The organism is Micromonospora sp. NBC_00858, assembly GCF_045207365.1.
GTDB lineage: Bacteria > Actinomycetota > Actinomycetes > Mycobacteriales > Micromonosporaceae > Micromonospora.
Genome location: NZ_CP108828.1, coordinates 3,133,917 through 3,147,947 on the forward strand (window position 1 = coordinate 3,133,917; position 14,031 = coordinate 3,147,947).

13 protein-coding genes are annotated in these 14,031 nt (G+C 73.8%); 12 read left to right on the plus strand and 1 reads right to left on the minus strand.

The genetic code is table 11. The features are described from left to right. The first annotated feature begins 2 nt into the window (after window positions 1–2). From OG990_RS14665 to OG990_RS14685, 5 genes are read left to right on the plus strand one after another with little or no spacing between them, the layout of a single operon-like run. Window positions 3–1,280 carry an acyl-CoA dehydrogenase family protein gene (locus OG990_RS14665; protein WP_406080963.1) on the plus strand — a complete coding sequence of 426 codons (1,278 nt, stop codon included), beginning with the start codon at window positions 3–5 and terminating at the stop codon, window positions 1,278–1,280. Continuing rightward, a complete protein-coding gene (locus OG990_RS14670) occupies window positions 1,277–2,788 on the plus strand; it encodes an aldehyde dehydrogenase family protein (protein ID WP_406080965.1) in 1,512 nt (503 codons plus the stop codon). The genes OG990_RS14665 and OG990_RS14670 overlap by 4 nt, the downstream gene beginning before the upstream one ends. Beyond that, window positions 2,785–3,708, plus strand: coding sequence for an oxaloacetate decarboxylase (locus OG990_RS14675; RefSeq protein WP_406080966.1), 924 nt, complete (start codon window positions 2,785–2,787; stop codon window positions 3,706–3,708). Before OG990_RS14670 ends, OG990_RS14675 begins: the two co-directional genes overlap by 4 nt. Continuing rightward, complete coding sequence (locus tag OG990_RS14680) at window positions 3,708–4,913, plus strand: FAD-dependent oxidoreductase (protein WP_406080967.1); 1,206 nt, start codon at window positions 3,708–3,710, stop codon at window positions 4,911–4,913. The genes OG990_RS14675 and OG990_RS14680 overlap by 1 nt, the downstream gene beginning before the upstream one ends. After that, entirely contained in the window at window positions 4,910–6,379 is a 1,470-nt protein-coding gene (locus OG990_RS14685; RefSeq protein WP_406080968.1) for an aldehyde dehydrogenase family protein, read from the plus strand. The genes OG990_RS14680 and OG990_RS14685 overlap by 4 nt, the downstream gene beginning before the upstream one ends. A 29-nt stretch (window positions 6,380–6,408) precedes the next feature. Here the strand turns inward: OG990_RS14685 and OG990_RS14690 are convergent, their stop codons facing one another. Further along, window positions 6,409–6,810 carry a Dabb family protein gene (locus OG990_RS14690; RefSeq protein WP_386992447.1) on the minus strand — a complete coding sequence of 134 codons (402 nt, stop codon included), beginning with the start codon at window positions 6,808–6,810 and terminating at the stop codon, window positions 6,409–6,411. On the opposite strand from OG990_RS14690, the gene OG990_RS14695 reads away from it, so the two are divergent. The 7 genes from OG990_RS14695 to OG990_RS14725 are packed head-to-tail and all read left to right on the plus strand — an operon-like array spanning window position 6,764 to window position 14,012. Beyond that, entirely contained in the window at window positions 6,764–8,404 is a 1,641-nt protein-coding gene (locus tag OG990_RS14695; protein WP_386992449.1) for a nitrilase-related carbon-nitrogen hydrolase, read from the plus strand. The genes OG990_RS14690 and OG990_RS14695 overlap by 47 nt on opposite strands. A gap of 3 nt (window positions 8,405–8,407) precedes the next feature. Further along, window positions 8,408–9,214, plus strand: coding sequence for an oxidoreductase (locus OG990_RS14700; protein ID WP_406080970.1), 807 nt, complete (start codon window positions 8,408–8,410; stop codon window positions 9,212–9,214). Then, window positions 9,211–10,200, plus strand: a complete 990-nt coding sequence (locus OG990_RS14705) for an alpha/beta hydrolase family protein (RefSeq protein WP_406080971.1) — start codon at window positions 9,211–9,213, stop codon at window positions 10,198–10,200. The genes OG990_RS14700 and OG990_RS14705 overlap by 4 nt, the downstream gene beginning before the upstream one ends. Before the next feature lie 6 nt (window positions 10,201–10,206). Continuing rightward, a complete protein-coding gene (locus OG990_RS14710; protein WP_406080972.1) occupies window positions 10,207–11,478 on the plus strand; it encodes a Rieske 2Fe-2S domain-containing protein in 1,272 nt (423 codons plus the stop codon). Continuing rightward, window positions 11,475–12,197, plus strand: coding sequence for a hypothetical protein (locus OG990_RS14715; RefSeq protein WP_406080974.1), 723 nt, complete (start codon window positions 11,475–11,477; stop codon window positions 12,195–12,197). Before OG990_RS14710 ends, OG990_RS14715 begins: the two co-directional genes overlap by 4 nt. Beyond that, window positions 12,190–13,191, plus strand: a complete 1,002-nt coding sequence (locus tag OG990_RS14720) for a hypothetical protein (protein WP_406080975.1) — start codon at window positions 12,190–12,192, stop codon at window positions 13,189–13,191. Before OG990_RS14715 ends, OG990_RS14720 begins: the two co-directional genes overlap by 8 nt. Then, window positions 13,188–14,012, plus strand: a complete 825-nt coding sequence (locus OG990_RS14725) for an SDR family NAD(P)-dependent oxidoreductase (RefSeq protein ID WP_406080976.1) — start codon at window positions 13,188–13,190, stop codon at window positions 14,010–14,012. Before OG990_RS14720 ends, OG990_RS14725 begins: the two co-directional genes overlap by 4 nt. Window positions 14,013–14,031: the final 19 nt, after the last annotated feature.

A 14,031-nucleotide genomic window follows, 5' to 3' on the forward strand; every position in this document is an offset into this window, starting at 1 on the left:
ACATGTCCACCGGTGGACGGCTCATCGACGACCTCACCCCGGCCGAGCAGGATCGCGCGGCCCGGGTGGAGAAGGTGCTGCCCGCGCTGCGGGCCGCCGCCGCGCAGGCCGACGCCGACGGGGTGTTTCCCGCCGCGCACGTCGCGCTGCTGCGCGATGCCGGGCTGCTCGGCCTGGTGGTTCCGCAGGAGTATGGCGGCCTCGGCGGCGGCCTGCGCGACCTCGCCGCCGCCACCTTCGCGATGGGCAGCGCGTGCCCGTCGACGGCGTTGGCCTTCTTCTTCCACAACACCAGCGCCTCCCGGGGCCTGCTGCCGCTGGAGGCGATCGAGCGCGGCCTCTTCGATGACGCCGACGTCCCCGCCGTGCGGGCCTTCGCCGAGAAGGTGCTGACCCGGATGGCCGGTGGGGTGTGGCTGGCCAACTTCGCCAGCGAGGCGGTGAAGAGTTCGTCGGCCAACATCGCCATCTCCACCACCGCCACTCCGGCCAGCCGCGACGGCGTCGACGGCTGGTCGCTCACCGGCGAGAAGTCGTTCGGTTGCGCCACCGGCGTAGCCGACACCTACCTGGTCACCGCCCGGCTCGCCGGGCACGAGACGGCGGACGGGCTGGCACTGTTCCTGGTGCCCCGCGATGCCGCCGGGGTCGCCTCACGGCCGACCTGGGACGGCATCGGCATGCGCGGCTCGGCCAACCACGGCATCCGGCTCGACGACGTCTTCATTCCGGCCGACGAGGCGCTCACCGTGCCCGGCGCGTTCGTGAAGATGCTGCAGTGCAGTCGCGGCAGCTTCGTCGGCAACCAGCTGGCCATCACGGCGGTCTACGTCGGCGCGGCGCAGAGTGTCTACGACGACACGCTGACCAAGCTCACCCAGAAGACCTTCGCCGACACCGGCCGGCCGATTGCGGAGAGCCCCATGCACCAGGTGATCATCGGTGACATGACCGAACGGTTGGAGACGGCGTATCTCTGGCTGCGCCGCCAGTTGCTGTTGGAGACCAGCGAGCCGCCGCTGCGCCCGCACGCCGAGGTCTACCGGCAGTGGCGGTTGGCCAAGGGCTCGATCTGCGAGGCGTGCTTCGACGTTGCGGTCGGCGCGCTCAAGGCGTCCGGCACGTCCGGTGCCACCATGAACGGGGCCGTCGGCCGGGCGCTGCGCGACCTGGCGATGGGGCTGGTGATGACGTTCCCGCCGGAGCGCGGCCGGTTGGAGGCGGCCGGCTCGGTCACCAGCGACCGGTCCAACAACCTGTTCGCGGCGGTGGCCGGGTGACCGGGTCCGATCAGCCGGACCAGCCCGACCTGCCCGATCTCGCCGACCTGGTCGACGGGGTCTGGACGCCCAGCGACGCACCGCTCGGGTTCGACCTGGAGGATCCGGCGACCGGGGCGGTGCGGCGGCCCGCCGCCGGCACGCCGCCGGACCGGATCGAGGCCGCCGTCGCCGCCGCCTCGGCGGTGCACGAGGCCGGGAGCTGGGCCGCTCTGCCGGCCCCAACTCGCGCCGACGTGCTGGACGGCGTCGCCGAGGCGGTCGAGGGCGTCGCGGCCGAGATCTGCGCGCTGGAGTCGACGACCACCGGTGTGCCGATCCGGCAGACCACACCGCTGGGCGTGATCCTCGGCGGCGCGTTCCGGCTCGCCGTCGCCCAGCTACGGCAGGGCCCGCAAAGCCAGGAGTTCCACCGCGAGGACGGCCGGATCGCGCACGTCGAACGGCTGCCCTGGGGTCCGGCCGCCTGCGTGGTGCCGTGGAACGCGCCCGCGCCGATGGCCGCGCACAAGGTCGCGAACGCGCTCGCCGCCGGCTGCCCCACGATCCTCAAACCCAGCGAGTACGCCCCGTACGGCAGCCAACGGCTCGCCGCCGTCATCGGGGCGGCGCTCGCAGCCTCCGGGGTGCCGGCCGGGGTGTTCCAGCTCGTGCACGGCGGGGCCGAGGCCGGCGCGGCCCTGGTCAGCGATCCCCGGATCCGGGCGGTCTCCTTCACCGGCGGGCTCGCCGCCGGGCGGGCGGTCGCGGCGGCCTGTGCCTACGACATCAAGCCAGTGCAGCTCGAGCTCGGCGGCAACAACCCGCTGGTCGTGCTCCCCGATGCCGATATCGCCGACGTCGCCCGGGCTGCGGTCGACCTGCTCAGCACGCTCAACGGCCAGTGGTGCCGGGCGCTGGGCCGGCTGATCGTGCCCGCCGACCGGCACGACGAGATCGTCGGGGCGATCGCCGACCGGCTCACCGGCCTGGTCGCCGGCGCGCCGCTGGACCCCGCGACCGACCTCGGTCCCCTGGTGCACTCCCGGCACCTGGCCCGGGTGGTGGCCGCCCGCGACGACCTGCTGGCCCGCGGCGGGACCGCGGTCACCGGCACCACGCTGCCGACCGCCGGGCCGCTGGCCGGCGGGAACTTCCTCGCCCCGACGCTGGTCACCGGCGTCGCCGCGGCGCACACCGGCGACGAGATCTTCGGACCGGTGGCGGCGGTGCACCCGTACGCCACCGAAGACGAGGCGGTGGCGCTGGCCAACGGCACGCCGTACGGGCTGGAGGCGTACGTGCTCGGAGCAGACGAGGAGGCCGCGCTGGCCGTGGCCCGCCGGATCCGGGCCGGCGAGGTCAAGGTCAACGGCTCCTCGGTGCTCAGCCTGCACCTGTTCAGCCCGCGCCCGGCGTTCGGGCTGTCCGGGTACGGCGAGGAGGGCACCGCCGAGACCCTGCGGTTCTTCACCAACCCGCGGGTGGTCGGCGTCGAGGGCGGCTTCGCGCTGCACGGCCGGCCATGAACCCGGGCGAGACCGTCCCGCCGAGGGATGCGCCCCCGGTCACGCCCGGCGGAGTCGCGCCCGCACGCCCGGCCGACGTGCTGCGGGCGCTGCTGGACGGCGCCTCGCCGGTACACGCCCCCGGCGTACACGACCCGCTCACCGCCGCGCTGGCCGTCGAGGCCGGGCACCGGGCCGTGCACCTGTCCGGTGCGGTCTGCGCTGCGGTCGAGCTGGGCCTTCCCGACCTGGGGTACCTGCACGGCACGCACGTCGCGGAGCGGGCCGCCCGGCTGGTCCCGGCACTGGCCGGCGTGCCGCTGATCGCCGACGCGGACACCGGCTACGGCAACCCGCTGCACGCGGTCTGGACCGCCCAGCGGTACGCGGCGGCCGGCGTCGCCGGGCTGCATCTGGAGGATCAGGTCAGCCCGAAGCGCTGTGGCCACCTGGCCGGCAAGGAACTGCTGGACCGGGCGGGTGCGACGGCGAAGATCCGGGCGGTCGCCGAGGCGGGTACCGGCCTGGTGCTGATCGCACGCACCGACGCCTACTCGGTGGCCGGCCTCGAGGAGGCGATCGAACGGGCCGGCCGGTTCGCCGCCGCGGGCGCGGACGCGGTCTTCCTGGAGGGCGTGGACACCGCCGAGGAGCTGGCGGCGGTGCGTACCGCGCTGCCCGGCGTACCCCTGGTGGTGAACCGCTCGGAGGCGGGCGGCGTGCGGCCCTTCCCGCCCGACGACGCGCTCGGCGCGCTCGGGGTCCGGGTCGTGCTGCACCCGGTCGCGCCGATGCGGGCCGCGCTCCGCGCGGCTGCCGCCGCCTACGCCGCGATCGGCCGGGACGGCCACGCTGACGCGGTGCCCCGGCTTGCCTGGTCGTCGTTCACCGCGCTGGTCGGCCAGGACGACGCGCTGACTCTCGATCGGAGGTACGCCTGATGCACGTGCTGGTCGCCGGAGCGGGGCCCGTCGGGCTGACCGCAGCGCTCGCGCTGGCCCGCAGGGGCTGCGAGGTGACCGTGCTGGAGGCCGGCGACCAGCTCGCCGCCGAGTCCCGCGCCTCCACGTTCCACCCGCCGACGTTGGAGATGCTCGACGCGCTGGGGGTCGGCGCGGATCTGTTGGCGCGTGGGCTGGTCGCGCCGACGTTCGCCTACCGGGACCGCCGGGAGGGGCTGATCGCGGAGCTGGACCTCGCGGTGCTCGCCGGTGACACTCCGTACCCGTACCGGGTGCAGTGCGAGCAGTCGAAGCTGACCCAGATTCTGCTGGCCCACCTGGCCCGGCACCCCGCGGTTCGGGTCCACTTCGGCTGGCCGGTCGACTCGGTACGACAGGCCACGGATCCGGCCGACGGCGGCGTGGTCGCGGTCGCCGAGGACGGCCGGGAAGTGGCCGGCGACTGGCTGATCGCGGCCGACGGCGCCAGTTCCGCGGTACGGCGGGCGCTGGAGCTGCCGTTCGACGGGATCACCTACCCCGAACGGTTCCTGGTGGCCTCCACCGACGAGGACCTGCCGGCGCTGCTCGGCCCGCTGGCGTACGTCAACTACGTCTTCGACCCGGTCGAGTGGTCGGTGCTGCTGCGCACGCCGGACCACTGGCGGGTGCTGCTGCCCACCCCCGAGGACACCCCCGACGCCCACGAGCTGGGCCGGCTCGACGAGCGGCTGCGGGCGATCGCCGACCCGGGCCGGCCGTGGCGGGTGGCGCACGCCAGTTTGTACCGGGTGCACCAGCGGGTCGCCGCGGCGTTCCGGCAGGGGCGGGTGCTGCTGGCCGGCGACGCCGCACACGTCAACAACCCGCTCGGCGGGCTGGGCATGAACTCGGGCATCCACGACGCGGTCGCCTACGCGGAGGTGCTGGCCTCGGGCCGCGCGGCACCGGACGGCGGGGAGCTGGACCGGGCGGTGACGGCGGTGGCCGACGAGCGGCGCCGGATCGCCCTGACCTACGTGCAGGAGGTCTCCGACCAGAACTACCGCCGGATCCGGGCCACCGATCCGCAGCTGCGGTCCGCGCAGCTGGCCGGCCTGCGCGCGCTGACCGAGGATCCGGCGGCCGCCCGGGCATACCTGCTGCGCAGCTCCATGATCGCCTCGCTGCGCCCCGACGCCGGACAGCCGGTGGCACGGGCATGACGGCACCCGGCGACGGCCCGCACGGCGCGGTGATCGAGCGGGAGAATCCGTCCAGGGCCAGCGAGCTGGTCGGCACGGTCGGTGTCAGCGGGCCCGACCGGGTGGACGCCCTGGTCCGCCGGGCCGACGCCGCGCAGCGGGCCTGGGCGGCCACCGACATCGCACGGCGGCTCGCCGCGCTGGCCGCCGGCGCCGACGCGATCGCCGGACGGCTCGAACCGCTGGCCGCACTGCTGGCCCGGGAGTCGGGCAAGGTGCTCGCCGACTGCCGCGGCGAGGTCGGGTTCGCCGCCACGTACCTGCGCTGGGTCGTCGAACATGCCCCGGCGGCGTACGCGGAGCGGGAGATCGACGACGCAGCCGGCCGGCTACTGCGGCTGCCCCGGCCGTACGGGGTGGTCGCCGCGATCACGCCGTGGAACGCGCCGATCATCCTCACCCTGCTCAAGGTGGCCCCGGCCCTCGGCGCCGGCAACACGGTGGTGGTCAAGCCCTCGCCGCTGGCCCCGCTGGCGGTCTCGGAGGCGCTGCACCTGCTCACCGGGGCGCTACCCGACGGGACGCTGGCGGTCGTCCACGGCGACGCCGCCGCCGGAGCGGCGCTGGTCGGGCACCCGCTGGTGCGCAAGGTGGCGTTCACCGGCGGCGGCGTGGCGGCCCGGCAGGTGGCGGCGACCGCGGCCACCCAGACCACCCCGGTCGTGCTGGAGCTGGGCGGCAACGATGCGGCGATCTTCCTGCCCGACGCCGACCTGGGCGCCGAGCCGATGCGCCGGCTGGTCCTGGCGAGCTTCGCCACCAGCGGCCAGGTGTGCATGGCGGCGAAGCGGCTGTACGTGCACCGCAGCCGCCGCGACGAGTTCGTGGCGGCGTACCGGTCCGCTGCGGCGGAGGTGCTGCGCGTCGGTGACGCGCTCACGCCCGGGGTGAGCATGGGCCCGGTCATCTCGGCCGGCGCCGCCGCCCGGATCGAGCGGATCGTTGCAGCGGCCGTCGCCCAGGGAGCCACCGCGCTGCCGCTGGGCACCGTCGACGGCGGCACCGACCTGGCCGGCGGGTACTTCGTGGCCCCGACGCTCGTGCTGGACGCTCCGGACGACGCCGAGGTGATCGCCGGGGAGCAGTTCGGGCCGACGGTACCGCTGCTGCTCTACGACGACGAGGAGGAACTGCTGGCCCGGGTCAACGCCGACGAGCTGGGCCTTGGCGGCTCGGTCTGGTCGGCCGACGAGGAGCGGGCGTTCGCGCTGGCCCGCCGGGTCGAGGCGGGCTTCGTCTTCGTCAACACGCACAACCGCACCGGGCTGTCGCTGCGGGCGCCGTTCGGTGGGGTGAAGCGCTCCGGCTACGGCCGGGAGTACGCCGAGGAGGGGCTGGCCGAGTACGCGCAGACCTGCGTCGTGCACGCCCCCGGCCCGTTCCGGCCCGGTGGCGCCGGGCTGCCCGCCAACGCGTACCCGGGCTGAGGCCGGGCGGCGTCGGGCGGGCCCTGTCCTCAGTAGTCGACGACGACGCGGGCCGCGAGGCGCGGCTTGAGCCAGCCCGCCACCTCCAGGTGGGCGGGGTGGGACTGGTAGGCGCGCAACGCGTCCGCGTCGGTGTGCGTGCTGATCATGCAGAGGTCGTAGGAGACCGGGGTCCGCAGCGTGTCCAGGGCGACCGTCAGCGTCGCGATCTCATCAATTGTGCTGGCCAGACCTTCCAGCAGCGACTTCGCCTTGGCAGCATCGGCCGCATCGGCGAACTTCATCAGTACCACGTGTGTAAACACCTGTTCTTCCCCCTGTTCCCCGGCGTCGCCCGAGTGTATGTTCTGGAAACAGCGTTTCGCCAGGGGAACCGGAGCGGGAATGACCATCAGGGTTGCCGCCGTACAGTTCGAGGCCGGCCAGGACATCGAGGCCAACCTGGCCACCTGTCTGCGCCTGATCGCCGACGCCGCCCGACAGGGCGCGCAGCTCGTGGTGCTGCCCGAGTTCTGCAACCACCTGTCCTGGTACACCGACCGCGCCCAGGCACGCGCCCTGGCCACCCGGCCGGGCGACACGTTCCTCACCGCGATCTCGGCGAGCGCCGCCGAGCACCGGGTGTACATCAAAATCAACGTCACGCACGCCTACCCCGACGGGCGCACCGGCGGCACCAACTTCCTCTTCGGACCGGACGGGGCGGTGCTCGGCAGCTGCGACAAGCAGGTCCTGATGGGCGCCGAGAACGACCACCTCGACCCGGCGACCGAGGTCGGCCCGGTGCTCGACACGCCGATCGGCCGGCTCGGCATGTACGCCTGCATGGAGGGCGTCATTTCCGAGGTCACCCGCGGGCTCACGCTACGCGGCGCGCAGGTGCTGCTGAACAGCCTGAACTCGTTCGCCACCGATGAAGCCGCACTGCACATCCCGGTGCGGGCCACGGAGAACCGGGCCTGGGTGATCGCCGCCAACAAGGTCGGCCCGCTGCTGCCCGCCGAGCACCTGCCGGCCATGAGCCGCGGCCTCGGCGTGCCGGAGCAGTGGCTGCACGGGGCCGGCGAGTCGCAGATCGTCGCACCGGACGGCACGGTGGTGGCCAAGGGCCCGCGCACCGGTGAGGCCGTCGTCATCGCCGACATCGCTCCGGAGCGCGCCGACGACAAGCAACGCCCGGACGGCACCGACATCCTCGCGGCCCGCCGGCCGGACCTCTACGGCCCGCTCGGGAACGCGCCGACCGGCCGCCGCCGGCCGCCCGGCGCGGCGAGCCTGCCGGTCGCCGTGGTCCGGCCGCAGGACCCCGGCCAGGCGGCCGACCTGCTCGGCAAGGCGGTCGCCGAGGGCGCGCTGCTCGCCGTGCTCGCCGAGGACGCCCTCGGCAAGCACGTCGGGCCGGCCGAGGTGGCCGCGACGCTGGTACCGGCACTGCGCGGCACCGACTCGTACGCCGTGGCCACCGCCCGCGGCGCCGACGGCCCGGTCGGGCTGCTCATCGGCCCGGATGGCGTGGTCGGCGAGCAGCCACAACTGCATCGGGCCGGCGCGGCCCGCGACGCCGCGCGGCCCGGCGACGCGCTGCGCACCTTCGACCTGCCCTGGGGACGGCTGGCGATCGTGGTCGGCGACGACGCGATCTTCCCGGAGACGTTCCGGCTCGCCGCGCTCGCCGACGCCGATGTGGTCGCCGTGCCGTTCACCCCGCGCGAGCCCTGGGAGCTGGCGCTGGGCCTGCCGGAGCGGGCCGCGGAGAACCGGCTCAACGTGATCGCCGCCGGGCCACTCGGCACGGGCGCCGCGGTCTTCGCGCTCAGCGCCGACTTCACCCTCTGGACCACCTGGGCCGGGCCGTTCACCGGCCGGATCAGCAGCCCGCTGCGCACCGACATCGCCGCCGACCGGCCCGTCACGCATGCCGTGGTGGCCCCGGCGCAGGCGGCGAACCGGCTCGTCTCCCGCCGAACCGACCTGGTCGACGGCCGCCCGTGGCGGCTCGTCCAGGCCCTCACCGAAAGGCGCTGACCCGTGGCCGACACCCTGAAACATGTCGAGGACATGCTCGACAACTCCCCCACGGTCGACGTCCACGAGACGTTCCACCGGTACCAGGTACTCCTGGGTGAGCTGAAGGCCAAGATCGCCGCGCGGTTCGCGCTGACCCGCGACCCGTCCACCGAGCCGCTGGAGCACTACGGGGACTACCCGAACGGGCCGGGCGGCTCGCTGGCCGCGTACACCGGGCCCGAGGTCGACTGGCTCGTGCACTCCTGGCTGGGCAACCCGGCGGCCAGCTTCGCCAACCTGCACCTGACGTGCTGGCTGGGCCCGCAGGTCAGGGTGCCGCACCTGGGGCTGGCCCTGCTGGTCTGGCCCGGCGGCTGGTTCTACATCGACTCGGTACCCCGGCTCAACATGGTCGAGCACGGCGACTACTACGACCGGTACTACGAGCCGGTCAACGAGGAGTGGCTGCAGCTACGCGCCGACCCGGCGTTCGACTACTTCGTCAGCCGGGCCGGGTTCATCCGGGCCAGCCTCTCGCCGACGGCGTACTGCTACTCCTTCGACCGCAGCCCGGAGAACATCGAGAAGGTCAGCCAGGTGACCCACGCCCACGTCGACCGCTGGCTGCGCTGGGTCGACGAGGCCGAGCCGGTGCCGGCCGAGGAGCGGGCCGCGCTCGCCGAGACCGATCTGCGGATCCGCCGCAACATCGCCGACCGCGACCCGGCGAACGTGATGGGCGTGCGCTACTTCGGCGAGGAGACCACCAACCGGCTCGTCCGCGCGCTCTGGGGCGGCGACCGCGAACTCCCCCGGCCGTCGGCATGAGCGGTCCGCAGCGAAGCGGCGTCCGGTCGGTCTGGTGGGCCGCACGCGTGCCCGGCGCGCCGGCCCCGTTCGACACCGCACACCTGCGGGTCTACTACCCGGCCCGGCCCACCGGCTCGGACGCCGAGCGGCTCAGCGGGGTGCTGGCGGCAGACCCGGCCGGGGCGCCGTACCCGGTGGTCCTGCTGGTTTCCGGGGTCAACGTCGGGCAGGACACCTACCGCTGGCTGGCGGTGGAGCTGGCCGCGCGGGGCGTCGTCGCGGTGACCTACGACTGGGTCGGAGTGCTCTTCGCCGGCCTGCACGGCATCACTCCCGGCGTCGACCTGGACGCGGCCCGGCCGGACGGCTACGGCAGCCGGCCGACCAGCCCGTCGCTGCGCCCGGTGCTCGACGCGCTGGCGCAGCTCACCGGACCGCTCGACGGGTTGCTCGACCTCGACCGGGTGGCGCTGTTGGGCCACTCGGCCGGCGGAACGGTGGCGCTGCAGTCGGCGCGGTTCCTGCCCGAGGTCCGTGCGGTGGCCACCTACGGGGCGCACACCATGGTGGCTACCATGCTCGGCTGGCCGGCCGGCACCGTGTTGCCGGCCCAGGTGGACTGCCCGGTCATGCTGCTCGCCGGCACCAACGACGGCGTGATCAACGGCTCGGCCGACCGGTATGGCGAGGATGCGACCACCCGCGCCGACCCGATCACCCGCACCTTCGACGAGGCGCTGCCCGACGCGGGCGGCACCAACCTGCTGGTGCGGCTGGCCGGTGCCAACCACTTCGGCATCGCGCACCCGCTCGACCCCACCTCGGCGCGCGCCTTCCTCGACGAGGAGGCGACCGGCGACCCGGAGACCACCCGCGCGCTCCTGGTCGACCTGCTGTCCGGGTTCCTCGCCGTCCACCTTCGCGGCCAAGCGGCCGACGGCTTCGACCGGTTGCTGGCAAAGCTCGACACCACCTCTTCGATCGCCTCGTTCCGTCGGAGGTAAGCCACCATGCTCAAGAACTTCTGGTACGCGGTCGAGTTCTCCGACCGGGTCACCAACAAGCCGACCCGGATCACCGTGCTCGGCCAGTACCTGGCCCTCTACCGCACCCCGCGCGGGCGCGTGGTGGCCCTGTCCGACCTGTGCGTGCACCGGGGTGCGGCGCTCTCCGGCGGCTGGACGGCCGGCGAGAACATCGTCTGCCCGTACCACGGCTGGGAGTACGAGCCGGGCGGGGCGTGCACGAAGATCCCGGCGAACCAGCCCGGCCGGGGCATCCCGAGCAAGGCCCGGGTCGACTCGTACCCCGTGCAGGAGCGCTACGGCTTCGTCTGGGTCTTCATGGGCGACCTGCCCGAGGCCGAGCGGCCGCCGATCCCGGTCTGGCCGGAGTTCGACAGCCTGGTGGAGAACGGCGGCAAGTACCGCGCGGTGACCGGCGAGTTCCTGTGGAAGGCCAACTACGAGCGGATCCTGGAGAACGGCTGCGACATCGCGCACGCGCCCTTCGTGCACGGCAGTGTGTTCGGCAACCGGGAGAAGCCCGAGGTTCCTGAGTACGAGGTCGAGGTGCGCGACGAGTGGTCGGCGTTCGCCACGGTCAGCCTGCACCCGCCGCGCTCCAAGGGCCTCTGGTCGCTGATCAGCCGCAACAACGCGGACCTGGCCAACCGCCCGCCGGTGGTCACCTCGGCCGGCTGGATGCTGCCCAACATGATCAAGCTGCACGTCCGGCTGCCGATCGGCGAGCTGATCATCTACGACACCAACATCCCGGTGGACGAGACGACCACACTGGTCAAGTGGGTCGCGCTGCGCACCTTCTTCACCGGGGCCTGGGCCAACCGCAACGCCGTGCAGCGCGTCATCCGGATCTTCTACCAGGACGCCGAGGTGGTGAACAAGGTCCGCCCCGAGCTGCTCCCGTTCGACCTCGGCGCGGAGCTGCACGTCAAGAGCGACCTCATCGCGGTGCACTACCGGCGACGCCGGCAGGAGCTGGCCGAGCAGGGCTGGATGCTCTCCGACGCCGACCGGGTGACGGGCGACGTGCCGCGCCGAGAGGCAACCGTCATCCCCTCGCCAGCCCGCCGGGAGAACCCGGAGCTGGCCCGCGCCTGGATACACAAGGCCAAGGGCGACCACCCGACCGTGGCGGAGTCGCAGCGGATCGGGCTCAAGCGCATCACCGAGGAGGAGGGCGCCGACGCCGCCGCAGGGGCCGAGGCGCAGGCGAGCCCCGAACCGACCAACAGCGCGCCGACGAAGGAGCAGGCATGAGTCTCCCGCTGGAACTCTGCGAGAACGCGGTGGCCCACCTGACCGCCCGGCACCCGCTCACCGCGGTCATCGACGAGCCGCTGAGCAGCCCGATGTCGCCCGACCCGGTGGGTTCGCTGCGGGTCTGGCGGGGCGCACCGGGCCAGCCGGTGGCCAAGGTGGTCTACGTCGGGCTGGTCGTCCCGATGATCCGCCTCGACAGCCACATGGTCTTCGCCTTCACCGCCGCCGACAGCGCGGTCCCGCACTTCACCCTGGACTCGGTGTACGGCGGCGACTACTACGCGTACCACCTCGACCTGATCCCCCGGGCCGAGCTGAGCAGCCACCTGCCCTACATGGACGCGGTGTACCAGCCGCTCACCGCGGTCTTCACCGAGGCCGACGCGATGGACGGGCTGAGCCGGGCCGACATCGGGCCACGCCAGCACGCGCTGATGTCGCCGTGGATGCTGGTCAGCCGGGCCACCGAGGAGGCGTTCCGGAAGATCGGAGCCGCCGTATCCGCGTACGCCGAGCACTGGTCCACGCTGGTGACCGACGGCCTGCCGGCCGACGTCGTGGCCGGCCTGGCCGACACCGACCTGGCCGCCCGGGACACCGCCGTGCGGGTCAACCTGTTCAGCCCCGACGTCGACCCGGTCTGGGCCCGGGTCTCCCGGCTGATCGGCGAGCCGGCAACCGACCGGATCCGGGCGGAGCTGATCGGCAATGAGTGAGCCGACCGAACCGACAACCGAACCGGCGGCCGCCGAGCCGAGCGGATGGCAGCAACGGATCGCCGGCGAATGGCACGGCCGACCGTCGCTGTTCACCGCCACCGGCGTCTGGCAGGGCTTCGAGGAGATCCGCCGCTCGTCGGTCTTCGCCGACGGCGTCACCACGTACTACATGGACGGTGGGCTGGTCGGCGGGGGCGAGCTGGCCGGGCGCTACCGGCTGGGCGCGCCCTTCGCTTTCGGCGTGATCGACTCCGACGCCGACCGGGTCTACACCGGCCCCGACTTCTTCGGCACCGGCCAGCCGTACGGGTCCTTCGTGGACTCGCACTACTACGGCCCCGGTTGGCAGGTCGACCTGAACACCTGGAACCAGGTGCTGCCCGACGGCGAGACCCAGGTCTACTCGTCGATGCTCTACCAGGGCTGGGCGGTGGTGGGCTGCTTCAACGGCGTCTACACCCGAAGCTTCGACCACGACACCAACCCGGACACCCGGGAGCGGGTGGCGCGGTTCCTGTCCGCCGAGGAGCGGCGCGGTCCGGTGCCGTACATCCTGCCGACCAAGCAGGCCGGCGCGTTCACCGGTAGCTGCGAGCTGTGGGGCGCCGACCAGCAGCTGCGCGGCAAGGTCGCGGTGCGCCTCGGCCTGGAGCCGATCGACCTGCTCCGTACCCGCCGGGTGGTGGGCTGGACCGGCGCCGGCCTGGACCGGCAGTACGTGGTCGAGCAGCGCCGCGACGGCGACCGGCTGTTCTTCGAGGGCCCGGACGCCTGGGGTAACGCGCAGGGCTTCGGCCGGGCCAGCTACCCGTCCTGGCACTTTCACGCCGACGGCGGCGACGTGTGGAAGGTCAAGGGTCGCGAGTTCGCCATCGACGCCGAGCCGGGCATGTCCGCCGGTGGGCGCCTCGCCGTGGTGTACGAGCTGTTCCGGGGCAACGTGCTGGACAGCGTCCTGCACGGCCTGCTCGCCTGGGAGCCGGCCGGATGACCGCGGTGGTGGTGACCGGCGGCACCCGCGGGATCGGCGCCGGCCTGGTGCGCGCGCTGCTGGCCCGCGGCGCCCGGGTCGCGTTCTGCGGACGCAGCGCGGAGTCGGTGGCCACGGCGCTCGTCGCGCTGCGCTCCGACGCCTCGGCGTCGGCCGGCGCCGAGGTGCTCGGGGTGCGCGCGGACGTCACCGACCGCGCCGACGTGTCCGCGCTGTGGTCGGCCGCCGCCGAGGCGTTCGGTGGCGTCGACATCTGGATCAACAACGCGGGCACGAACCATGCCCGCCGCCCGCTGTGGGAGCTGGCACCGGCGGAGCTGGACGGGGTGCTCGCGGCGAACCTCGGCGGGGTGGCCCGGGCCAGCGCGGTGGTGCTCGCCGCGATGGTCAGGCAGGGCCACGGCGCGCTGTGGAACATGGAGGGCTTCGGCTCCAACGGCCAGGCCCGGCCAGGGCTGACCGGGTACGGGGCGTCGAAGCGTGCGGTCACCTACCTGACCGACGGGCTGGCCAAGGAGCTCGCCGCAGCCGGGGTCGCCGACAAGGTCACCGTGCACCACCTCTCGCCCGGCATCGTCGTGACCGACCTGCTCACCCACGACTACCCGCCGGACGAGCTGGCGAAGGCCAAGAAGATCTTCAACATCCTCGGCGACCGGGTGGAGACGGTCACCCCGTGGCTGGCCGACCGGGTGCTCGCCGGGGGCCGCAACGGCAGCCGGGCCGCCTGGCTGACCAGCCGCAAGGCCGCCGCCCGGTTCGCTGGTGCCGGCTTCCGCAAGCGCGACCTCTTCGGGGACTCCGTCGGCGGCCGCGCATGACCCGGCGCGACCGTGTGCT

What these genes read in the sequence shown, in the direction of transcription:
- OG990_RS14680 (WP_406080967.1), top strand. Translation starts at nt 3,708, where the DNA reads ATGCACGTGCTGGTCGCCGGAGCGGGGCCCGTCGGGCTGACCGCAGCG.
- OG990_RS14705 (WP_406080971.1), top strand. Translation starts at nt 9,211, where the DNA reads ATGAGCGGTCCGCAGCGAAGCGGCGTCCGGTCGGTCTGGTGGGCCGCA.
- OG990_RS14675 (WP_406080966.1), top strand. Translation starts at nt 2,785, where the DNA reads ATGAACCCGGGCGAGACCGTCCCGCCGAGGGATGCGCCCCCGGTCACG.
- OG990_RS14690 (WP_386992447.1), bottom strand. Translation starts at nt 6,810, where the DNA reads ATGTCCTGGCCGGCCTCGAACTGTACGGCGGCAACCCTGATGGTCATT.
- OG990_RS14715 (WP_406080974.1), top strand. Translation starts at nt 11,475, where the DNA reads ATGAGTCTCCCGCTGGAACTCTGCGAGAACGCGGTGGCCCACCTGACC.
- OG990_RS14695 (WP_386992449.1), top strand. Translation starts at nt 6,764, where the DNA reads ATGACCATCAGGGTTGCCGCCGTACAGTTCGAGGCCGGCCAGGACATC.
- OG990_RS14685 (WP_406080968.1), top strand. Translation starts at nt 4,910, where the DNA reads ATGACGGCACCCGGCGACGGCCCGCACGGCGCGGTGATCGAGCGGGAG.
- OG990_RS14725 (WP_406080976.1), top strand. Translation starts at nt 13,188, where the DNA reads ATGACCGCGGTGGTGGTGACCGGCGGCACCCGCGGGATCGGCGCCGGC.
- OG990_RS14665 (WP_406080963.1), top strand. Translation starts at nt 3, where the DNA reads ATGTCCACCGGTGGACGGCTCATCGACGACCTCACCCCGGCCGAGCAG.
- OG990_RS14720 (WP_406080975.1), top strand. Translation starts at nt 12,190, where the DNA reads ATGAGTGAGCCGACCGAACCGACAACCGAACCGGCGGCCGCCGAGCCG.
- OG990_RS14710 (WP_406080972.1), top strand. Translation starts at nt 10,207, where the DNA reads ATGCTCAAGAACTTCTGGTACGCGGTCGAGTTCTCCGACCGGGTCACC.